The sequence below is a fragment of the Promicromonospora aerolata genome, from assembly GCF_042682255.1.
Lineage (GTDB): Bacteria > Actinomycetota > Actinomycetes > Actinomycetales > Cellulomonadaceae > Promicromonospora > Promicromonospora aerolata.
The window spans coordinates 4,836,623-4,857,236 of record NZ_JBHUHF010000001.1; the positions used below are offsets into that span (position 1 = coordinate 4,836,623).

At 69.6% G+C, this 20,614-nt stretch carries 16 protein-coding genes; 10 read left to right on the forward strand and 6 right to left on the reverse strand.

Annotated features, from left to right (window positions below):
* Nucleotides 1-57: 57 nt before the first annotated feature.
* Both ACFSL2_RS21590 and ACFSL2_RS21595 read left to right on the forward strand, forming a co-directional pair.
* Nucleotides 58-957, forward strand: a complete 900-nt coding sequence (locus ACFSL2_RS21590) for a hypothetical protein (RefSeq protein ID WP_377199808.1) — start codon at nt 58-60, stop codon at nt 955-957.
* Nucleotides 958-1,044: 87 nt separating this feature from the next.
* Nucleotides 1,045-2,424, forward strand: a complete 1,380-nt coding sequence (locus tag ACFSL2_RS21595) for a polysaccharide pyruvyl transferase family protein (protein WP_377199809.1) — start codon at nt 1,045-1,047, stop codon at nt 2,422-2,424.
* Between the two features lie 99 nt (nt 2,425-2,523).
* Here the strand turns inward: ACFSL2_RS21595 and ACFSL2_RS21600 are convergent, their stop codons facing one another.
* Together ACFSL2_RS21600 and ACFSL2_RS21605 are read right to left on the reverse strand one after the other, a co-directional pair.
* On the reverse strand, nt 2,524-4,434 hold the full coding sequence (locus tag ACFSL2_RS21600; protein WP_377199810.1) for a glycosyltransferase: 1,911 nt from the start codon (nt 4,432-4,434) through the stop codon (nt 2,524-2,526).
* A 64-nt stretch (nt 4,435-4,498) separates the two neighbouring features.
* Nucleotides 4,499-6,631 (reverse strand): polysaccharide pyruvyl transferase family protein, encoded by a 2,133-nt coding sequence (locus tag ACFSL2_RS21605; RefSeq protein WP_377199811.1) that lies wholly within the window; start codon nt 6,629-6,631, stop codon nt 4,499-4,501.
* A 224-nt stretch (nt 6,632-6,855) separates the two neighbouring features.
* On the opposite strand from ACFSL2_RS21605, the gene ACFSL2_RS21610 reads away from it, so the two are divergent.
* The 3 genes from ACFSL2_RS21610 (at nt 6,856) to ACFSL2_RS21620 (ending at nt 10,273) form a co-directional block, all read left to right on the forward strand.
* Complete coding sequence (locus ACFSL2_RS21610; protein WP_377199812.1) at nt 6,856-8,100, forward strand: cytidylyltransferase domain-containing protein; 1,245 nt, start codon at nt 6,856-6,858, stop codon at nt 8,098-8,100.
* A 57-nt stretch (nt 8,101-8,157) separates the two neighbouring features.
* Nucleotides 8,158-9,051 (forward strand): N-acetylneuraminate synthase family protein, encoded by an 894-nt coding sequence (locus tag ACFSL2_RS21615; protein WP_377181242.1) that lies wholly within the window; start codon nt 8,158-8,160, stop codon nt 9,049-9,051.
* A 205-nt stretch (nt 9,052-9,256) separates the two neighbouring features.
* On the forward strand, nt 9,257-10,273 hold the full coding sequence (locus tag ACFSL2_RS21620) for a glycosyltransferase family 2 protein (protein WP_377199813.1): 1,017 nt from the start codon (nt 9,257-9,259) through the stop codon (nt 10,271-10,273).
* A gap of 97 nt (nt 10,274-10,370) precedes the next feature.
* On the opposite strand, the gene ACFSL2_RS21625 is transcribed toward ACFSL2_RS21620, so the two are convergent.
* Both ACFSL2_RS21625 and ACFSL2_RS21630 read right to left on the reverse strand, forming a co-directional pair.
* Nucleotides 10,371-11,594, reverse strand: a complete 1,224-nt coding sequence (locus tag ACFSL2_RS21625; RefSeq protein WP_377199814.1) for a DUF6716 putative glycosyltransferase — start codon at nt 11,592-11,594, stop codon at nt 10,371-10,373.
* A complete protein-coding gene (locus ACFSL2_RS21630; RefSeq protein ID WP_377199815.1) occupies nt 11,591-12,664 on the reverse strand; it encodes a hypothetical protein in 1,074 nt (357 codons plus the stop codon). The genes ACFSL2_RS21625 and ACFSL2_RS21630 overlap by 4 nt, the downstream gene beginning before the upstream one ends.
* A 165-nt stretch (nt 12,665-12,829) precedes the next feature.
* On the opposite strand from ACFSL2_RS21630, the gene ACFSL2_RS21635 reads away from it, so the two are divergent.
* Together ACFSL2_RS21635 and ACFSL2_RS21640 are read left to right on the forward strand one after the other, a co-directional pair.
* A complete protein-coding gene (locus tag ACFSL2_RS21635; RefSeq protein ID WP_377199816.1) occupies nt 12,830-13,831 on the forward strand; it encodes an ABC transporter permease in 1,002 nt (333 codons plus the stop codon).
* Nucleotides 13,824-14,807, forward strand: a complete 984-nt coding sequence (locus ACFSL2_RS21640) for an ABC transporter ATP-binding protein (protein ID WP_377199817.1) — start codon at nt 13,824-13,826, stop codon at nt 14,805-14,807. Before ACFSL2_RS21635 ends, ACFSL2_RS21640 begins: the two co-directional genes overlap by 8 nt.
* A gap of 93 nt (nt 14,808-14,900) precedes the next feature.
* Here ACFSL2_RS21640 and cysC read toward each other — a convergent pair whose 3' ends face one another.
* Nucleotides 14,901-16,205, reverse strand: a complete 1,305-nt coding sequence (gene cysC, locus ACFSL2_RS21645) for an adenylyl-sulfate kinase (RefSeq protein ID WP_377199818.1) — start codon at nt 16,203-16,205, stop codon at nt 14,901-14,903.
* Nucleotides 16,202-17,191, reverse strand: coding sequence for a sulfite exporter TauE/SafE family protein (locus ACFSL2_RS21650; RefSeq protein WP_377199819.1), 990 nt, complete (start codon nt 17,189-17,191; stop codon nt 16,202-16,204). Before ACFSL2_RS21650 ends, cysC begins: the two co-directional genes overlap by 4 nt.
* A gap of 245 nt (nt 17,192-17,436) precedes the next feature.
* Here ACFSL2_RS21650 and ACFSL2_RS21655 point away from each other — a divergent pair, with 245 nt between their 5' ends.
* Genes ACFSL2_RS21655 through cysN form a run of 3 tightly spaced genes read left to right on the forward strand, consistent with a single transcriptional unit; the run spans nt 17,437 to nt 20,543 of the window.
* Nucleotides 17,437-18,315: a 3'(2'),5'-bisphosphate nucleotidase CysQ gene (locus ACFSL2_RS21655; RefSeq protein WP_377199820.1), complete on the forward strand. Its 879-nt coding sequence runs from the start codon at nt 17,437-17,439 to the stop codon at nt 18,313-18,315.
* A 3-nt stretch (nt 18,316-18,318) separates the two neighbouring features.
* Nucleotides 18,319-19,221: a sulfate adenylyltransferase subunit CysD gene (gene cysD, locus ACFSL2_RS21660; RefSeq protein ID WP_377199821.1), complete on the forward strand. Its 903-nt coding sequence runs from the start codon at nt 18,319-18,321 to the stop codon at nt 19,219-19,221.
* On the forward strand, nt 19,221-20,543 hold the full coding sequence (gene cysN, locus ACFSL2_RS21665; protein ID WP_377199822.1) for a sulfate adenylyltransferase subunit CysN: 1,323 nt from the start codon (nt 19,221-19,223) through the stop codon (nt 20,541-20,543). Before cysD ends, cysN begins: the two co-directional genes overlap by 1 nt.
* Nucleotides 20,544-20,614 lie beyond the last annotated feature (71 nt).

Genomic DNA, 20,614 nt, shown 5'->3' on the forward strand with positions numbered 1-20,614 from the left:
GGCACGGGCGGGTGATTGATAGCCTGTGGCCGTTCCCGACGCGAAAGGTCCCGTTCCGTGAAACACCTCGTCCTCCATGCGGGCGCCCACAAGACCGGCACGACCCTTGTGCAGAAGGCGCTCCAGGCCAACCGGGAGGCCTTTGGCAAGAAGGGCTACGAGGTGCTGGTCCGTAACGAGTACGAGATCGCCACCGGCCGGGTGCACTCGCTCTGGCGCCGCAAGGGGCTCGACATCAGCAACGTGAACCGGGGCTTCGAGATCCTGCGCGGCCAGCTCGAGCACGAGAATCTTCTGCTGTCGCACGAGGACCTGCTCGCCTCCGTGCACTCCTTCCGCACGGGGCCCATCTATGGGACTGCCGGTGACGTCCTGCGGATCGCCCACGAGGAGCTGCGTCCGGAGCACACCACGCTCCTCTTCTATGTGCGTCGCCAGGACAGGTTCGTGGAGAGCTCCTACCTGCAGACGGTGCGGATGGGTTCCACCCTCACGTTCGAGGAGTTCATGGAGCCGGTCACCGACGAGAACCTGCGCTGGGACGTCCTGATCGACCAGATGCGGGATGCGCTGCCAGAGGGCACCGAGATCAAGGTCAAGTACTTCGAGACGATCAAGACGCTCAAGTCGCGCCACTTCGTGCGCGACTTCTTCTCGGGCACCGGCATCGGGGTCGTCCCGAAGTTCCCGTTCAACACCGAGGGTGTCAACCGCGGCTACTCGGACGTGGCCCTGAAGCTGGCTCTCGTCGGCAACGCCGAGCTGGAGAAGGAGGACTCGCGTACGCTCCGCCACTTCCTCGACGCGAACTTCTCGAACGTGACGCACCCGGCGCCCCGTCTCCTCACCCCTGAGCAGCGTCAGCAGATGCTCACGGCCCTGGCGCCGTCGAACAAGGCCCTGCACGACATGATGGGGGAGGACGGCTCCTCGCCGTACGTGCCGGAGGCTCTCTAGGCCCCGCGGGTCAGCCCACTGGTCGGCGAAGGGCCCGATGCTATTCTTCTCGGGCCCGCCGGCCCAACCGTTTGAAACTGAGGGATGATGAGTCGCCAGCGCCTGCTCCACCTAGATCTCAAGACCGTCTACAGCTATGGCGACCAGCTCCTCTTCGAGCTCGTTCGGCAGGCGTTCAACTCGTGGGGCGGCGGGGACTACCTTGAGCTGACGAGCACCAGCCCGTTCCGTGAGAAGGCCACCAGCTCGTTCGTGGACGACATCAACGAGAACTTCGACGGTGTGGTGATCGGCGGCGGCGGCATCTTCCCGCGTCGCACCAACGCGGCCCCCGCCTCGGGTTGGCAGTGGAACATCACGGTGGAGCTGCTGAAGAAGCTGAAGAAGCCGATCATCGTCTTCGGCGCGGGCAACCCCCACCCGTTCGACCCGGAGACCCACAACAAGGTCTTCCGCAAGCACATCAACCAGACGATGTCGCAGAGCATCTTCTTCGGCCTGCGCTCGACGGGCGCCGTCGACGACATGCGTGGCTGGCTGGACGAGCCCGACTCCGCGCCGCAGCTGACCCTGCAGCCGTGCCCGACGACGCTGGGCCGCGTGCTGCTCCCGCGCGTCGCCGGCGACGGCCCCGTCACCGACAAGCGCATCGGCATCCAGGTCGGCCTCGAGGTGGCCCACCTGCAGTCCGGCCTGCAGCCCGGCGCCATCTTCCCGCAGCTGCGTGACCTGATCACGACTCTCCAGTCGGACGGCTGGGACGTCGAGTTCCTCGGGCACAAGCGCGCGGACATGAAGTTCTTCCAGGAGTACGGCGAGGAGCTCGGCCTGACCGGGCGTCCTCTGTACGGAAGCACAAAGGTCCTGTTCAACGGGATGCGCGACTACGCACAGCTGCCGATCATCCTCGGCGCCCGCGGGCACTCGCAGATGATCCCGTTCGGTCTCAACAACATCCCGCTGTCGCTGAGCACGAACAACAAGATCCGCTACTTCGCCCACGAGATCGGTCACCCCGAGTTCCTGATCGACCCGTGGCAGGACGACTTCGCGGGTGCGGCGCTGACGCAGATCAACACGGTCGAGGCCAACCGCGCGGCGCTGCACACCGAGCTCGCCGGGACGCAGCAGCGGTTCGTCGACACGACGACCAACAACCTTTCGACGATCTACGAGCGTCTCACCGGCGAGAAGGTGACGGCCGACCTCGTCCCGTACAGCGATCGCGAGATCAGCCTCGCCCAGGCGGACTACGACAGCGACTACGACCGTCGTCGGCTCCTGGAAGCGGCGGTCGCAGCGAAGACCGGCGTGAAGCGCAAGGAGGGCGGCGCGACCGGCGAGGCCACGCAGCCCGCACCGGCCGCAGCACCTGCGCCGGCGTCGGCCGACGAGCCGGCGGCCCCCCGAGGCCTGCGCAACATCCTGAAGGGTGGCCGCGGCACCCAGCGCGCCTCGACGAAGTAGCGGGCATTCCGTACCGGGCGCCCGACGCAACGTCAGAGCCCGCGGGATACGAACCGATTCGGTGCGTATCCCGCGGGCTCTGTCGTACGGACGACGTCGCTACGCGAGCTTTTTCTTGATGGAGCGAGCCTGTGCCAGCATCACGTCGCGCATGACGCTCCGGCGCGGGTCGATCGCGTAGGCCTGCTTGAGCACACGGGCACAGTCGTCATGCCTGCCCAGGCGCCGGTAAGCCTTGGCGAGCTCGCGCAGCTCGGCCGACGTCGGCTCGCGCTGGGCCATGACCGCCTCGATCGTCAGCACGGCGTCCTTGGCGCGGTTCGTCCGGTTGGCCTCCTGGGCCTGACGGAACGGGCTGCTGCTCCCGGCCTCCGGGGGCTTTCCTCCGGCGGCGGCGTGGCGCAGCTCGCGCACCAGCTCGTTCTTCTCCCAGTCGGCGAGGTGGTCGAGCCAGGCGTAGTCGAGCTGGTCGTACCGCTCGCCCCTCGACGTCGGCTCCCACGGCTTGCGTCCCACGTAGTGGAGGACCTTGACGTCCTCCTCGTTGAAAACCTGCGGGTGGTGGGAGTAGATGCGCTTGGTGGTGTTGTACTCCAGCGGCAGCTTGCGCCAGTCGGAGAAGAACTCGTTGAGGAAGCCCTGGTCGCCACCGTCGTACGACGTCGTGTGGCCCAGCTGCGACATCATCTTCTCGAACATGGCGTGCGACGGGCTCACGGCGAAGACGCCGGAGTTGAACACGGTGCCGTCGGGCAGGTCCAGCCCGGCGTCGGGCACGGCGGCGAAGTCGTCGCCGTCGAACAGGTCGTCGAGGCCGCCCTTGACGATGGTGTCGCTGTCGAGGTAGACGAGGCGGTCGAAGAAGTCGAGCCGGAACGCGTGCAGCTTCGTGTAGGTCATCGCGAAGCGGGCCTGGATCTTGTTGCCGCCCGCGTTCATGGGGTTGCGGATGCCCGGGACCTGGATGGTCCTGATGCCGCTCGCAGCAAGGGCCGCGCGGTCGGCGTCCGGGGTGACCAGCGCGATCAGCGGCACGTCCGAGTGCTCGCGGAGCGAGTTCGCCAGGGCGCGCGCGCCGTGGTGGTAGGCACCGGAGACCACGGTGACGAAGGCGCACTTGCGCCCGTCGATCTCCTTCCACAGCGGGCCGCCGACCTGGGGGACGACGACGGAGGCGTCCTCGCCGACCTCGGGGAGCTGCAGGTCCACCGTGTCCTTCGACGCGGCGAGGGTCGGCACCGCCTCAGGGGTGAGGTGCGGGCGGTCGGTGAGGTCGTCGGCCGGTGGCACGAAGAGGTGCAGCGTGTCCGACTGGCTCACGGAACGGATGGTCGCGTCCGGGAACTCCGTGAGGCACGAGCGCAGGAACGCCAGGTCGGAGTCGAGGCCGTGCGCGGACTCGTAGCCCGGCGTGAGGTCCTTGTCCTTGAGGGCGGACTCCGCGGCCTGCGTGACCGTGTAGCCGTACCGGCTGTCCTTGGACTCGTACATGTCGACGCCGGCGAGGTACACCTCGCGGAAACCGACCCCCAGGCCGAACGCGAGGGCCTGCATGCCAGTGGTGGGCAGGCCAGGGCGGCTCATGAAGGCGCGTGCGAGGCGGGGGTGCAGCGCCGGGATGGACCAGGAGTCCAGCTCTTCGACACCGGGCATGGGCTCGAGGCCGTACTTGTCACCGTCACGGTTCGCGGCGTGGCGCATCGGGCTGAGGATCCGCCGCACGTCGTAGCGACCCGCCCGCATCTCCTCCTGCAGCAGCTTTTCCAGCTTCTCGTTGGGAATGGCGCTGAAGTACGCGTCGACCCGGTCCCCGAAGTGGTAGTTGCTCTCGAGGAAGAACCAGTTCATGCGGAAGACCACCGCGTCCGCCGGGATCCGGTGATAAGGAGGCATGGCCGACGACGGTCCGTTGCCGACAATAAGCAGTGGCCTGTCGATCAGGTCGGCGAACGACGCGATTTCCGCGTCGCCCGGCTCACGGCCGAGCGGAACGCTCCGCATGGTGGGCATCGGTAACTCCCTTTCGATGAACTGAGACCGGTCGAGTCTAACGGCCGGATCGAAACGCGCCGGGTCAGGACTTCGCTACTGCTTCGGCTGCTGCTCGGACGTGCGGGAGCAGGAGCTGCTGCCGGTCGGCGACGTCCGCTCGGTAGTCGTCCTCGCGGCCCAGCACGTCGAGGGTCCGCTCGGCGAGCCGGGCTCCGAGAGCCGCATCGCCTACGTCGTAGCCCCAGTCCAGCCGGTCCACGTCCTCGAGGAAGTACCGCATCTTCGGGTGCGACACGATGCTCAGGACCGGGGTACCCACGCCGAACGGGATCATCGTGGCGTGGCCGCGCATGCCGATCACCAGGGATGCCTGGCGGTAGACGGCGAGCGCGTCGTCCTGGTCCATGTTGTGCAGCTCGTCGACGGTCAGCTTCAGGTCGTGCGCCGCCTCCAGGTCGTTGGCGAGCCGGAGGTCGCCACGGGTGTGCGCAGCGATCCTGACCTCTGCGCCACCCTTGGTGGCCTTGTTCGTGAACTCGACGATCTGCGCGAGGAAGTCCGCGTAGCCGCCGCCGAAGCGCCGCTCGCTGCGGTCGAACGCTGCGTTGAGCAGCACCGTGCCGGAGCCGGAGCCCCCGGCGGGCAGCTCGGGGCGGATGTGCTCGAGCACGGTGGTGGGGCAGGGCACGAAGCGCAGCTTGTCGTGCAGCTCGGCGGGCAGCATGCTCCGGACGCGCTCGATCGAACCGGTGTTGCGCAGGCCGACGAACTCGGCCTTGCGCGTGAAGGCGACAAGGCTGCGGCGGAACAGGTCTCCCTTGAAGTGCTGGCCGGTGAAGAGGTTGAAGCCGACGGCGAAGGCGTAGAGCGGAACCGTCAGCGCGTCGAGCGACGCCGCAGGGACGTTCCACTGCCAGCCGCTGTTCCCGTTGGGCGAGGTGTCCGGGAGGAACAGGCCGCCGCCGCCGACGACGAGCGCGCGCTGGCTGTTCGCGATCCGCACGAACTCGTCGTCGAACACCTGGTGTGCGTGGAAAGCGGTCCACTCGGCGGGGCCCGCCGGCTCACTGATCGCGTCCCGGACCGCGTGGGGCAGCACGATGTCGCCGAAGTTCTCCCCGCGGTCCACGAAGAACGCGACGTGACCGAGACCACCCGTGGGGGCGTCCGCCTCAGGGGGCGTGATCGGGTGCTCGACCCGGCCGAGCACGGTACGGACGGACGACCGCGGCATGTCGTGGCGGATCGCCTTGCGGGCGAGCGTGTACGCGGACTGGTCGTCGTGCATGATCCAGGCGACCTGCGCGGCGCGCGCCGAACCGACCCCGGGGCTCGCGAGTCGGAGGGCGCGCCGGGCAGGGCCGTAGTGGCTGAGCGCGGAGAGCGACGTGCCGAGTGCGAGGAGGTACCGCTCGGAGACGAGACCGTACTGGCGGAACGTGGCCTGCAGGAGCCGGAGTGCACCGGCGTGGTCGGCGTCGGCCGCCACGTACTCGGCGTTCTCGACGGCGAGATCGAGCAGGCCGGGCGGCGCGACGAGCGCGGTCATGCGACCGGCGTCGGCGAACTCGTCGAGGAGCTCGCCCAGCGGCCCGTCGACACCCTGGGTGAGGCACGCCACGAGATACCGACCGAAAGCGGCGTCGCTCGTCCTGCGATCGGCGACGGACACCGATGCAGCGAGCTCCCGTAGGTCGGCCAGGTCCTCCGGGCCCTCGTGCGTGAGCATGCGTGCCCGGAAGTCGAGGAACTGCTGCAGGCTCTCCACGGTGCGGCGCGCGTTCGCGTGGCGACGCGCCACCGAGCCCGTGCCACGGGACGCGTGGTAGAAGTACTCCTCCGCTGCCTCGGTGTCACCGGCGAGCAGTGCGACGATGCCTGCGATACGGCGCGTCTCCGGATCGGGTGAGTCGACCCGCAGGCGCTTGGCGAGCACCGCCGCTGCGTCCAGGTCCCAGCGGTCGATCGCACCGGTTGCGCCGTCGAGCATCGCCGCACGCACCTCCGGGACCTCCGGCCACGTGAGCCGGCCCTTCGCGAGGAACCGCGTGGTGGCAGGGTCGAGCTTCGGCCGGGAGCCCGTGATCCTCCGCAGCATCCGCATCACCTCGGCGGTGCGCTGCGCGTTCGCCCGCCGATCGGCCCGCGAGACCGCACGTGGTGCACCGGCGTCGGTGTGCGGGGAGTTCGCCTGACGACCTTCGTTTCCGGGCACTCGAGCTGTCTCCGTTCTCGGTACGGTCACGCGGGATCTCTGGGGGCGCCGCATACCGCTTCGTGGGGAATACATCTGGGGAGGTTGGCGACTGTCGTCACGCAACGGCAGGATCCCACATCCCGAGCAGGTCCGGGGACGGCGCCTGGTGCGTTCCACCGTGCGTATGGCGCTAGTGTTGACGGCGTACCCGTCCCGCCCGACCTGACTCGAGAGTGCTACGTATGTCTGTGCCCGGTGAAACCCCGTCCGCCGTCGTCGTCATCCCGGCCCGGGGAGGTTCGCAGGGCGTACCCCTGAAGAATCTCGCGCGGGTGGACGGGATCACGCTCGTCGGGCGCGCCGTCCAGGCGTCGCTGGCGGCGTCGTCGGTGGCCGAGGTCATCGTCTCGACGGACCACGACGAGATCGCCGCAGAGGCGCGGCTGCACGGAGCGCGTGTGGTCGCACGCCCCGCTGAGATCGCGGGCGGCACCGCGTCGTCGGAGTCGGCGCTGCTGCACGTGCTGGACCGCGTCGAGGCCGGTGACGGCGGCCTGCCGCCGCAGCAGATCCCGCCGGTGACCGTCCTGGTGCAGTGCACCTCGCCGTTCATCGACCCCGAGGACCTGGACACGGCGATCCGCCGGGTCGCCACGGGCGAGAAGGACGTGGTGGTGGCGGTCTCCGAGACGCACGACTTCCAGTGGCGCATCGACGACGGCGTCGCGAGCCCTGTGGGACACACCACGGAGTACCGCCCGCGCCGGCAGGAGCGGCCGCAGCACTTTCGCGAGACCGGTGCTTTCTATGTGATGCGCACGGAAGGATTCCGTGCAGGCACCACGCGGTTCTTCGGCGACGTCGGGATCCAGCCGGTCGCCCCCGAGTGGGCCATCGAGATCGACGAGCCGCGCGACCTCTGGCTCGCCCGCCAGCTCGTGGACCAGGACGTCGACGCGGCCAGGCAGCCGCTCGACGTCGACGCCCTCGTCACGGACTTCGACGGTGTGCACACCGATGACCACGCGTTCGTCGACCAGGACGGCACCGAGCAGGTTCGAGTGAGCCGCGGCGACGGCATGGGCGTGTCCCTCCTGCGCCGCACGGGCCTGCCGATCCTCATCCTGTCGACCGAGGTCAACAAGGTCGTCGCCTCGCGTGCGGACAAGCTGAAGGTGCAGGTCATGCACGGCGTCGACGACAAGGCCACCGCCCTGCGCGGCTGGATCGCGGAGCAGGAGCTGGACCCGGCACGGGTCGCGTACGTCGGCAACGACGTCAACGACCTCGCCGCCATGGCGATCGTCGGTTGGCCCGTCGCGGTCGCCGACGCGCGCCCTGAGGTCAAGGCACAGGCCAGGCTCGTACTGTCCCGCGAGGGCGGGAACGGCGCGGTTCGTGAGATCTGTGACCGTATACTCGCTGCGCGTCCGGCTTCAGCAGCCGCTAGCACGGCAGCTGTCCAGACCCCCGTCGTCACCGGTTAGTCCCGACGACACGTAACAGCACTACCCTGTGCTCGACCCTTTCGGAAGGACCTTCTTATGAGCGCGACGAACGCGCAGCCCGCGCCGGTCACTATCGGCGACCTGCAGGTCGGCGCCGACCAGCCCGTGTACGTGATCGGCGAGATCGGCATCAACCACAACGGTGACGTCGAGATCGCCAAGAAGCTGATCGACGTCGCGGTCGAGGCCGGGTGCCAGGCCGTGAAGTTCCAGAAGCGCACCCCGGAGATCAGCACTCCGAAGGATCAGCGCGACAAGATTCGTCAGACGCCCTGGGGCGAGATGACGTACCTCGAGTACAAGTACAAGGTTGAGTTCGAGGAGCCGGAGTACACGGAGATCGACGCGTACGCCAAGGAAAAGGGCGTGCAGTGGTTCGCCTCTCCGTGGGACGCCCCGTCGGTGGAGTTCCTCGAGAAGATGGACGTGCCGACCCACAAGGTGGCCTCCGCCTCGGTGACGGACCACGAGATGCTGCGTGCGCTCGCCGCCACCGGCAAGCCGATCATCCTCTCGACCGGTATGTCGACGCTCGAGCAGATCGACGCCGCCGTGGAGATCCTGGACACGAGCAAGCTCGTGATCCTGCACTCCACCTCGACCTACCCGCTTCCCCCCGAGGAGGCGAACCTGCGCACCATCACGACGCTGCAGGAGCGCTACGGCGTGCCCATCGGCTACTCGGGCCACGAGACCGGCCTGCAGATCTCGATCGCGGCAGTGGCGCTGGGCGCCGTCGCCGTCGAGCGGCACATCACGCTCGACCGCGCCATGTGGGGCTCGGACCACGCCTCCTCGCTCGAGCCCAAGGGCCTCGAGAACCTGGTGCGGGACATCCGCATCCTCGAGAAGGCTCTCGGCGACGGCCAGAAGCGCGTCATGCCCGGCGAGTTCTCGCCGATGTCGCGTCTTCGCCGCGTCGACGCCTGAGTCGAACGCTCGACGCAGGTTCGGGACCTCCAGCAGGATCCGAACCCGTGAACTGTTCATTCGTCGGAGGCGGGCACCGCACGCGGTGCCCGCCTCCGATGTTCCCGGGGCCGGTAGGTTCGGGGACCACGACCCGGGCCGGTTCGGCCCAGCTATCTTCTCCACGAGAGGGGGCCTCGTGCCCGAGCGGGTAGAGGCGGCCAGCATGCCGTTGGTGACAGTGGTCGCCGTCGTACGTGACGAGGAGCCGTACCTCGAGGCGATGGTGCGCTCGATCCTGGAACAGGACTACCCGCACCCGCTGCACATGGTGCTCGCGGTGGGGCCCTCGCGTGACCGGACCCACGAGATCGCGGACAAGCTCGCCGCCGAGACCGGCCGGGTCACGGTGGTGGACAACCCGACCGGCTCCAAGCCGCTCGGCCTCAACGCGGGCCTCGAGCGGATGCCCGAGGGGCACTCGATCTTCGTTCGCGTGGACGGGCACACCGTGGCCGAGCCCACGTACGTGCGGCGTGCCGTCGAGGCACTCCAGGTCGCCGGCGCCGACGGGGTGGGCGGGCGCATGATGCCCGTCGGGGACGTTCCCGTCCAGAAGGCGGTGGCGCGCGCCATGAGCCACCCGGCAGGCCTCGGCTCGGCGTCCTTCCACACGGGCGGCAGCGCGGGCCCGGCCGAGACGGTCTACCTGGGTACGTTCCGTCGCGAGGCACTGGAGCGCGTGGGCGGTTACTCGCCGGTGTACGTGCGAGCACAGGACTGGGAGCTCTGCCTCCGGCTGAGGAACAGCGGCAGCCTCCTGTGGTTCGATCCGTCACTCGTGGTCGAGTACAAGCCGCGCCGCACACTGGGTGCCGTCGCCACCCAGTTCTGGCGTACCGGTATGTGGCGCCGTGAGGTCGTCCGCCGCAACCCCGGAACGGCGAACCTCCGCTATCTCGCGCCGCCGACCGCCGTGGTCATCCTCAGCGTCTCCGTGCTGCTCGCCGTGGTCGGCCTCGTCGCCGGCTGGGTGCCCGTCACGCTGCTCGGGCTCACGCCGCCCGCCACCTATCTGCTGGGTGTGCTCGCCGCCTCCGCGCACGCGGCGACGCGGCGCCCGCGGCTCGACCTCCCGTCGGCGCTCGCCCTACCTGCCACGCTCATGACCATGCACATGGCGTGGGGAGCAGGGTTCCTGCGTGGCCTCACCGAACGGGTCCGCGTCGACGACGGGCTCTGAGGTCCCGAGCTGTCAGACGCGAGCGAAGCTGTCAGACGGACAGATCACTCCGGTGACCTGTCCGTCTGACGGCTCGTGCCGGGGCTGACATGTCTCGTCAGGCCTTCTTGTCCAGGAACAGCAGCCGCACCGGGCGCGTCGCCAGCCGGATCGTGTCGTAGGCGAACTTCGGCAGGTACATCTGCAGGGCCATGCGCAGGTAGCGTGCTCGGAGCCACGGCTTGACCTCGGTCAGCGTGGCCAGCGTCCCCGCCTCGCGGCGTGCCGCGAGGTCCCGGACGGTCGACGGCAGCTCTGACTCGGTGGCGTGCAGGTAGTTGTCCTCGAGCCAGGCAGGGTCGGGCTCCGGACCACCTGCGCGCAACGCGGCAGCGGTCTCCGCCACCGGCATCACGCAGCCGCTGCCCGCGAACGGCGCGTTGAGCAGCTCAGCGCTCACGCCGAAGTCGTCGATGATGACGGTGGACAGCCCGAGCGCCAGCGACTCCATCGCAGCGGTCGAGCTGACCGTCATGAGCGCCGTCCCCGGCTGCAACCACTCCGCCATCGGGCCGTCGACGAACCGCAGCGCGTCGCTGCGGTGCCCGAGCCCACCGTGCTCGGTGTCCCACAGCTCGTCGTACGGGAACGCCTCGTTGTGCGTCTGGCGCTCACCTTTGCGCGCACGCAGCTTGACGATGACCTCGAACTCGTCGTCGGCGAGCCGGGCGAGGCGGTCCAGGAGGGCTACCCGGTCGGGCCGGTTGTCCGGCACCTTGGCCTGCGCGGCGAAGACGACCCGCTTGACGGGCTCGGTGCCGAGGCTTGCCGACATGTGCTCGAGGAACGGCAGGTGCGCGAGCGGTACCTCCGGGGCTACGCCATGAGCGGCGAAGGCTTCCCGGTAGGCGCCGATCTCGAGCCGGCTGTGCACGACGAACGCGTCGCACCAGCGGCGCCAGCCCGTGCCCTCGGGCGTCGCGGGGAGCGCCATGCCGGGCAGGCCGGTGACGAGGGCGGGACGGCGCTTGCCCGTCGCGGCGACGATGGCGCGTGCCACGACCTCGGCGACCGGGCCTGTCGCGGCGATGAGCACCACGTCGGGCCGGTGGGATCGGATGTGCGCGGCGAGGTCCCGGACGGGAAGCACGGCGGGACGGACCACGGAGGACCCCGCGACGGCGGCGGCGATCTGACTGGTGGTCGGTGCGATCGGCGTCTTGACGATCACCGCCGAGCGCTCGAGCCCGGACTCTTCGGCCGGGCCGAGCCTGTCCAGCGTCGCGCATGCCCACTTGAGATACGAGTCGCTGTCCGCGACCGCGAGCACGCGGATGGTCATTCGTTCGCCTCCGGGGAGTCGGTCTCCGAAGCGTCGTCGACGGCGGCCCTTGCCTGCTGGGCGAGCGCGACGACGCTTGTCAGGTGTGCACGGTGATCAGCCGTAGCGCGCTCGGTCCACCAGTCGGCGGGTACGTCGAGCGCGGTGACGGGGACACCGAGCGGTGAAATGATAGTGGTCAGCAGGATGGTCGACGTCGAGGGCAGGCTCAGTACGCGCTGGCCGGAGCGCAGGCCACGGAGCCGGATCTCGACGGGTGCGCCCGGTACGTCGACGGTGACGCCGTCGATCTCGGCGAGGGCCGCGAGCAGCTCCGGGGTCTGGCGGCGGTGCGGGAGGTAGCGCAGCGCCCCCTCCTTCGCCAGCGACCGGACCCAGTCCACGTACCGGTGGGCATCGATGAACCCGTCGGCCGGCATCGCCGAGCCGACGACGATCGTCGGCTCGGACATCGAGTCGTCGGCGGGCTGTGCGGCGAGCCAGCCGAACTGGTTGTGCCGCACGTCGAAGCCCTGGGTACGCAGGCCGTCGGCCAGGTCGGGGGTCAGGGGAAGTGCGGTGAAGATCGTGACGCGGCCGTCGCCGGCCAGCGAACGCAGGCGGCCGGCGGCGACGGCGCCGAGCCGACGGCGAGGCGCGGGCGCCGGCCGGCCGATGCGGACCAGCGGATCGCGGCGCACCAGGAGACGGCACAGCTCGAGCGTGGCCAGACCGTCGTCGACCAGGACTATGCGTTCGGGTCTGCGCAGGGGAACGGTGGCCTGGAACAGGCCGGAGAACGCGTCGCCGACGAGCCACACGGGTTCGCGGGCGGTGAGTGCGCTGCGCCGGCCCGCCAGGTCGAAGTCCAGCCCGTGGGGGAGCGTGAGCTCACGCACGGCCGACAGGGCGTCGCCCAGTGCGGGGACGTCGTCGCGAACGTGGACGTGCGTGGCGGTACCGCCGAACCCGGCGGCGTGCGCTTCGACCGTGCAGAGCAGCTGCAGCGGCGACTCGACCAGAGCACCCGCGACACGCGGGGACGCGGCGCGCGGGTCTGTGGTGCGAGAAGTTGGACGGGGGTGCTGCACGCGGTGCAGTCTCTCACGTGGAGGTCCTCGCGTAATGCACATCAGTGGCCTTGCGGAGCCGGGACGGCGAATCCCGACCATACTGCTAGGGTATGTGACCCGCTAGGATCGAACGGCCGGATTGTCCCCGGCAGTGCCCCCGACCAGACAGGTATTTCACGCACCGTGAGCACACCTACTACCGACGCGGCAGCGCCGGCCAAGCCTGCCGCCGGTGGTGGCGGAGCCAAGAAACCGCCGCCACCGCTCGCCCCCAGAACGACGTCAGAGGAGCGCCTGGCCCTCGCGAAGCAGTATGGACTCCGGCCGCTGAACGTGCGCCCCCCGCTGGGCGAGTACATCCGCGACCTGACACGCCGCTGGGCCTTCATCCGGGTCCTGGCCACGTCCACCGCGTACGCCAGGAACCAGAACAACTACCTGGGCCAGCTCTGGGCGGTGCTCAACCCGATCCTCAACGCGGCCGTCTACGTGCTGATCTTCGGCATCCTGCTGAATCTCAGCCGCGGTGTGGACAACTCGATCGCGTTCATCGTGATCGGCGTCTTCATGTACCGGTTCGTCGAGGCCTCCGTGACGGGCGGCGCCAAGTCGATCAGCGGCAAGACCCAGCTCCTGCGCTCCCTGCACTTCCCGCGCGCCGTCCTGCCGATGTCCACGGTGCTGTCGCTGCTCACCACGCTCATCCCTGCGATCGTGGTGATGTGCGCCATCACCCTGCTGAGCGGGTTCCTGCCCGGCTACGAGATGATCCACGTGACGTGGTGGTGGCTCCTGCTGCCCGCCGCCGTCGCGCTGATGTGGGTCTTCAACACGGGCCTGGCGTTCATCATGGCGCGGTTCGTGGCCAGCACGCCGGACATCGAGAACGTGCTGCCCTTCATCATGCGTGTGGTGATGTACGCGTCGGGCGTGATCTTCCCGGTGCTGACCTTCGTCGACCGGTTGCAGATCTCCGAGACGGGGAAGGCGATCGTCGGCGGCATCCTCGAGTACCAGCCCGTCGCCGTGTACCTGTACCTGGTGCGCTCGGTGCTGATGCAGGAGGAGGACATGTTCCCGCACAGCGGCCTGATGTGGGTGCTCGGCGGCGCATGGGCCGTCTTGTTCTTCGTGATCGGTTTCATCGTCTTCTGGCGTGGCGAGGAGAGGTACGGACGTGACTGAGGCCGACGAGCACATGGACTTCGACCTCGAGGTCGAGCCGGAGGACGAAGGGCAGGAGGCGCTCGAGACCGAGCTGGGCGACCCCTGCCTCGTGGTGGACGATCTGCACGTCGTCTACCGGGTGATCGGTGGCCGTGCCAAGCGGGAGGCCGAGAAGAAGGGCGCCGAGATCCGCGAGGTCGAGGTCAAGGTGCCGTTCCACAAGCGGTTGCTCCAGGCCGGGCGGCGGCACGTGGGCGCAGTGAGCGAGGTGCACGCCGTCCGAGGCGTCTCCTTCACCGTGCGGCACGGCGAGTCCGTCGGGATCGTGGGCGTCAACGGTTCCGGCAAGAGCACCATGCTGCGCGCGATCGCCGGCCTGATGCCCCCGAAGTCGGGCAGCGTGCACGTCTCGGGCGAGCCGTCGCTGCTCGGCGTCAACGCCGCGCTCATGCCGCAGCTCACGGGCGAGCGCAACATCATGATCGGCGGCCTGGCGCTCGGGCTCACGCCCAAGCAGGTCGACGAGAAGTTCGACGAGGTGGTGGACTTCGCCGGGATCGGCGACTTCGTCTACCTGCCGATGAAGACGTACTCGTCCGGCATGGGCGCCCGTCTGCGGTTCGCCATCTCGTCGGCGGCGTCCCCGGACATCCTGATGATCGACGAGGCTCTCGCCACCGGCGACGCGGCGTTCAAGGAGCGCAGCAAGTCGCGCATCGAGGACGTCCGCTCGAATGCAGGCACCGTGTTCCTCGTGAGCCACTCGATCTCGACGATCGAAGCCATGTGTACCCGCGTGCTGTGGATGCACCAGGGCCAGCTGGTCATGGACGGACCCGTGCACGAGGTCGCCGACGCGTACAAGAAGTTCGTACGGGCGCAGCGTCCCGGCATGGGCCCGGCCCGGCGCAGGGCGCTCCAGCGCAAGCGGGCCGCGGAGGAGGCCGCGAAGAAGAAAGCCGAGGCGGCGGAGCAGGAGAAGGCCGACGCCTAGGTGGGCACCGCCTGCCGAGGTGGTCGGCCGGCGAGGTGGTCGCTCAGTCCGATCCGAGTGACCGCCTCGCCGCACGTCCGCCGCTCCACGTGACTACCTCGGCGGGTCGGCGAGCAGAGCCATGAGATGGCGGCGGACCGCCTCGACGGCGTCGGCCACGGGGACATCGGTGGTGTCGATGACCAGGTCGGCGTCGTCGGGTTCCTCGTAGGGCGAGGAGATGCCCGTGAACTCCGCGATCTCGCCGGCCCGCGCCTTGGCGTAGAACCCCTTGCGGTCGCGGGCCTCGCAGACCGCCAGCGGTGTGCTGACGTGCACGAGGACGAAGTGGGCTCCTGCTTCCTCCACCAGGGCTCGCACCCGTGCCCGGCCGGCCGCGAACGGCGCGATCGGCGCGGCGACGGCGATACCACCGTGCTTGGCCACGAGTGCCGCCACGTAGCCGATGCGCTCCACGTTGGTCTCGCGCGACTCCCGGTCGAACCCGAGGCCCTTCGACAGGTGGTGCCGCACCTCGTCACCATCGAGCAGGGTCGTCCCGAGGCCGTCGTCGTCCAGCTCGGCGGCCAGTGCGCGCGCCACCGTCGACTTGCCCGAGCCGGACAGGCCGGTGAAGAACACGACGGCGCCCCTGCGGTGGGCACCCTTCGTCGCGCGGACCACCTCTGCGGCCGAGGCAGGCGGGTACAGCGCCCGCACCGCGTCGTCCTGCACGCGGGTCAGAGCTGCCACGCCGTCGGCGGTCGCGGGCGAGCGGCGCGTCGCGAGCGTCTCGACGCGCGCGACGCCGTAGGCGGCCCCCAGGTCCGCCAGGGCGGTCCCGCCCAGCCCGGACCACGGCACGACGACGGTCCGCACCCGCGCGCCGGTGCGCTCGGCCAGCGTGGCGGCCAGGCCCGAGGTCGCACGGACCAGCCCGGGAGCGCCGACGGCGCCAGCTTGCGGGGAACGCCGCGCGACCGGCACGAGCAGCAGCACCGTGCTGGTGCTCGTGCCGGCGGTGCGCGGTGTGTCTCCGCCGGTGACGAGGGCTACGGCGGTGTCGGACTCCTCACGGGTCGGGACCTCGGTGACGAACAGGCCGAGGCTGTTCTCGGCGTCGTCCCCCGTTCCGGTCTCCAGCTCCGCCCGCACGTCGCGGGCCGGCCGCCGGACCGCGGGGTCCCACTGCGGGCCGATCGCCGCGGCCACGGGCTTGAGCGGCTCGAGCGCGTCGGGCAGAGCGCCGGGTCGCGCCGTCAGGCGGGCCAGCGGGGTGTTCTCCGCGTCGGTCAGGACGACGTCGGACGGGACGCCCAGAGCCGCTGTGAGGGCCGTCGGTGGGACGGCGCCGCCGAGGGCCAGCTCGAGCAGGTCCAGCTCGTCGTCGGACAGGACGCGGGTGGGGGAGTCGGTCATCTGCGGGGGCTCGTTTCTGCTGGGTCTGTGGCCGAGTCGTCTGCTGGGCCCTCGGTGGTCTCGTCCGGGACCGAGTCTGCTACGGATGCGGCCGAGCCGGCGGCGAAGCGCCGCTTGACCAGGAACCAGGTCAGGTTGCCCAGGACGAGCGCGGCAGCGGCGGCGCCAAGGACCACGGGGATGCTCGCGCCGAGCAGCTTGAGCGCCGAGGCCAGCAGGAGGATCGCCAAGGCGCGGCGGATGATTCCGCCCGGAGCGCGCGAGGACACGTGCGCGCCGAACCATGCGCCGGGGATGGCCCCGATGAGCAGGGAGGTCGTCAGACCGAGCGAGAAATCGCCGTACAGGACGTGCCCCAGCGACGCCGCCGCGACCAGCGGCACCGCTTGGACCAGGTCCGTCCCGACCAGCTGGGACGCCTTCAGGGCCGGGTAGAGCAGGAGGAGCACGACGATGACGATCGAGCCCGCGCCGACCGACGTCATGCCGACCAGGAGCCCGGCCAGGGCGCCGAGGAGCGCGGTGGGGAGGGGGCGCACCACGAGCTCCCGTGGGGCGGACGGGCGGGCGGGGCCCTCCCCGAACGCCGACCGGCTGCGCACCATCTGCAGGACCGCGCGGACCACGAGGCCGCCGGACGCGATGAGCAGGGCGACGCCGAGCACGCGCAGGAGGGCAGCGTCGAGGGACTCGCCGAACGGCAGCACCTTGATCAGGAGGGCGCCGGAGAAGGCGGCGGGGACCGATCCGACGCACAGCCAGAGGACGAGCTTGAGGTTGACCGTCTTGCGGCGGAGGTGCACGAACGCGCCCGCCGGCTTCATGAACAGGCTGGCGACCACGTCGCTGGAGACAGCGACGAGCGGGTCCACGCGGAAGACGAAGATCAGCATGGGTGTCATCAGCGCGCCGCCGCCCATGCCGGTGAGCCCCACGATGAACCCGACCAGCAGCCCGCCGACGATCAGTGCCGGGTCGATGCTCACTGGCGCGCTCTCCCCAGGCTCGGAGCCACGCCCCTCTTAAATCCGATAAACTTGGTCGGCTTAAAGGGCATGCGTGTTCCCGGGTTGTCGATCAGCATGGAACTGGCCCCCTGACAATGGATCGCATGCACGAATGGTAGCCTCGGCGCGTTCGCCGGAGTCCACCCGGCTACCGCCCGGACGCTCGTCCTGGGCAGGCGTCGCTCACGGTGGACCACCCGAAGATTCCACAGACCTGGAGATCGATGAACGCGCCGTCCCCCATGCTTCCCTCGGCGTCGCTCGACGACGGCACGCTCGCGAGCGCACTGGCCTCCGGAGCCGCGGAGGTGCTCCTCGCGCTCCGCGCCGAGGTGGACGCCTCCGGCGGCTCCTTCGTGGCCAAGGAGCTCAAGGATGCCGGCGATGCCGCGGCTCAGGCCTGGCTCGCGGCTGCGCTGGCCGCCGCTCGGCCCGCCGATGTCATCCTCTCGGAAGAGGCAAAGGACGACCCGGCCCGCCTCGGTGCGGACCGGGTGTGGATCATCGACCCGCTCGACGGCACCCGCGAGTTCGCGGAGCGGCACGCCGACGGGTCCCTGGCCGGGCAGTGGCGCGACGACTTCGCCGTGCACATCGCGCTCTGGGAGCGTGGCGCCGGACTGACCGTCGGCGCGGTCGCGCTGCCGGCGCGCGGGGAGGTGCTGGCCACCCGCGACGGCGTCGTGCCGGACGGCGAGGCCGGTGTGGCCGTGCTGTCCGGGAGCCGTCCCCTGCGGATCGCGGCCAGCCGCAGCCGTCCGCCCGCATTCGTGTCAGCCTTGGCCGAGCGGGACGATGTCGAGCTGGTCCCCATGGGTTCTGCGGGCGTCAAGATGATGGCCGTCGCCGACGGTACGGTTGATGCTTATGTCCACGGCGGTGGGCAGTACGAGTGGGACTCTGCCGCCCCGGTGGCCGTCGCCTGGTCCAGGGGACTCGTGTGCACTCGTCTCGACGGATCCGAGCTCGAGTACAACCGGGAGAGCCCCTGGCTCCCCGACCTGTTCGTATGCCCCCCGGCACTGGCTCAGCGCTTGCGCGAGCTGCTCGACACCGTTGGTGTCGTGTCCGTGGTCGGGGCAGATAGCAAGGAAGGTGCTTAAGGAGTGAAGAGTCACGTCCTGAGCCAGCTGCGCAGCCTGGAGGCCGAGAGCATCCACATCATGCGTGAGGTGGTCGCCGAGATGGAACGGCCGTGCCTGCTGTTCTCCGGCGGCAAGGATTCCATCGTCATGCTGCACCTCGCCGTCAAGGCGTTCGCGCCGGCGCGGGTCCCGTTCCCGATCATGCACGTCGACACCGGGCTGAACTTCCAGACCGTGCTCGACTGCCGTGACCGGTGGGTGGAGCGCACGGGGGTGCAGCTGGTCACCGCCTCCGTGCAGGAGGGCATCGACCGCGGTCTGGTCCAGGAGGAGCCCAACGGTTCCCGCAACCGGATCCAGACGCCGGTGCTGCTGGAGGCCGTGGAGAAGCACGGCTTCGACGCCCTGTTCGGCGGGGGACGCCGGGACGAGGAGAAGGCCCGCGCCAAGGAGCGCGTGTTCTCCTTCCGCGACGACTTCGGCCAGTGGGACCCGAAGAACCAGCGCCCGGAGATCTGGAGCCTGTACAACGGCCGCGTCCACCAGGGCGAGTCCATCCGTGTGTTCCCGCTGTCCAACTGGACCGAGCTGGACATCTGGGCCTACATCGAGGCCGAGGAGATCGACCTGCCGGACCTCTACCTCGCCAAGGAGCGCGAGGTCGTCGAGCGCGGCGGCATGCTCTTCGAGGTCAACGGCTTCACCCCGCTCAAGGAGGGCGAGACCGCCCAGGTCAGGTCCACGCGCTACCGCACGGTCGGCGACGCGAACCTCACCGCATGTGTCGAGTCCGCGGCGACCACGCTCCACGGTGTCGTCGAGGAGGTCGCGGCGGTGCGTCTCACCGAGCGCGGCGCCACGCGTGGCGACGACAAGGTCAGCGAGGCCGCCATGGAGGACCGCAAGAAGGAAGGCTACTTCTGATGACGACGACCCTGCCCGAGGACGCGGGCACCTCCGAGACCCTCAGCGAGGTCGTCAGCGGCGACCTGCTGCGGTTCGCGACGGCGGGCTCGGTCGACGACGGCAAGTCGACGCTGATCGGCCGCCTGCTGTTCGACAGCAAGTCGATCTTCGCCGACCAGCTCGAGTCGGTCGAACAGGTCAGCAAGGACCGGGGAAACGACTACGCCGACCTGTCGCTGCTGACCGACGGCCTGCGTGCCGAGCGTGAGCAGGGCATCACCATCGACGTGGCGTACCGCTACTTCGCGACGCCCAAGCGCAAGTTCATCATCGCGGACACTCCGGGCCACACCCAGTACACGCGGAACATGGTCACGGGCGCCTCGACGGCGGACGTCGCCCTGATCCTCGTGGACGCGCGCAAGGGCGTCGTCGAGCAGTCACGCCGGCACACGTTCCTGGCCACCCTGCTGGGCGTGCCGCACGTGGTGGTCTGCGTGAACAAGATGGACCTGGTGGACTACGACGAGCAGGTCTTCGAGCAGATCCGCACCGAGTTCACCGAGTTCGCCTCTCGCCTGCGCGTTCCCGACCTGACGTTCATCCCGGTGTCCGCCCTGGCGGGCGACAACGTGGTGACGCGGTCCGAGAACATGCAGTGGTTCGACGGGTCGCCGCTGCTCAGCCACCTCGAGCGTCTGCACGTCGCCTCCGACCGCAACCTGGTCGACGTGCGATTCCCGGTGCAGTACGTCATCCGGCCGCAGCAGAACGACGCGCGCGACTACCGCGGCTACGCGGGCACCGTCGCGTCCGGCGTCATGAAGCCCGGCGACCGGGTGCTGGCCCTCCCGGCCGGCCTGGAGACGACGATCGAGGCCATCGACACGGCCGACGGCCCGGTCGACGAGGCGTACCCGCCCATGTCGGTGACGGTCCGCCTGGCGGACGAGATCGACATCTCGCGTGGCGACATGATCTGCCGCCCGAACAACGCCCCGACGGTCACGCAGGACGTCGACGCCCAGATCTGCTGGATGGACGAGTCGGCGTCGCTGGTGCAGGGCAAGAAGTACGCGATCAAGCACACCACCCGATGGGCACGTGCGATGGTGAAGACCATCAACTACCGCGTCGACGTGAACACGCTGCACCGCGACGAGGAAGCCACCGAGATCAAGCTGAACGAGATCGCGCGCATCAAGATGCGCGTGACCAAGCCGCTCTTCGTGGACTCCTACCAAGCCAACCGCCAGACGGGCGCGTTCATCCTCGTCGACGAGGCGACCAACAAGACCGTCGCCGCCGGGATGATCGGCGGCGCGGCGCACCAGTACTGAGCAACCGGGCCGCGGAAGCAGCGACCGTGACGGGCGCCGTTACCCAATCCTGACGCGTTCCGCACCTCCGT

Excerpts from the sequence above, each read along its gene's own strand:
- ACFSL2_RS21595 (WP_377199809.1), top strand. The coding sequence starts at position 1,045 with ATGAGTCGCCAGCGCCTGCTCCACCTAGATCTCAAGACCGTCTACAGC.
- cysN (WP_377199822.1), top strand. The coding sequence starts at position 19,221 with ATGACGACGACCCTGCCCGAGGACGCGGGCACCTCCGAGACCCTCAGC.
- ACFSL2_RS21620 (WP_377199813.1), top strand. The coding sequence starts at position 9,257 with ATGCCGTTGGTGACAGTGGTCGCCGTCGTACGTGACGAGGAGCCGTAC.
- ACFSL2_RS21625 (WP_377199814.1), bottom strand. The coding sequence starts at position 11,594 with ATGACCATCCGCGTGCTCGCGGTCGCGGACAGCGACTCGTATCTCAAG.
- ACFSL2_RS21655 (WP_377199820.1), top strand. The coding sequence starts at position 17,437 with ATGAACGCGCCGTCCCCCATGCTTCCCTCGGCGTCGCTCGACGACGGC.
- cysC (WP_377199818.1), bottom strand. The coding sequence starts at position 16,205 with ATGACCGACTCCCCCACCCGCGTCCTGTCCGACGACGAGCTGGACCTG.
- ACFSL2_RS21600 (WP_377199810.1), bottom strand. The coding sequence starts at position 4,434 with ATGCCCACCATGCGGAGCGTTCCGCTCGGCCGTGAGCCGGGCGACGCG.
- ACFSL2_RS21610 (WP_377199812.1), top strand. The coding sequence starts at position 6,856 with ATGTCTGTGCCCGGTGAAACCCCGTCCGCCGTCGTCGTCATCCCGGCC.
- ACFSL2_RS21615 (WP_377181242.1), top strand. The coding sequence starts at position 8,158 with ATGAGCGCGACGAACGCGCAGCCCGCGCCGGTCACTATCGGCGACCTG.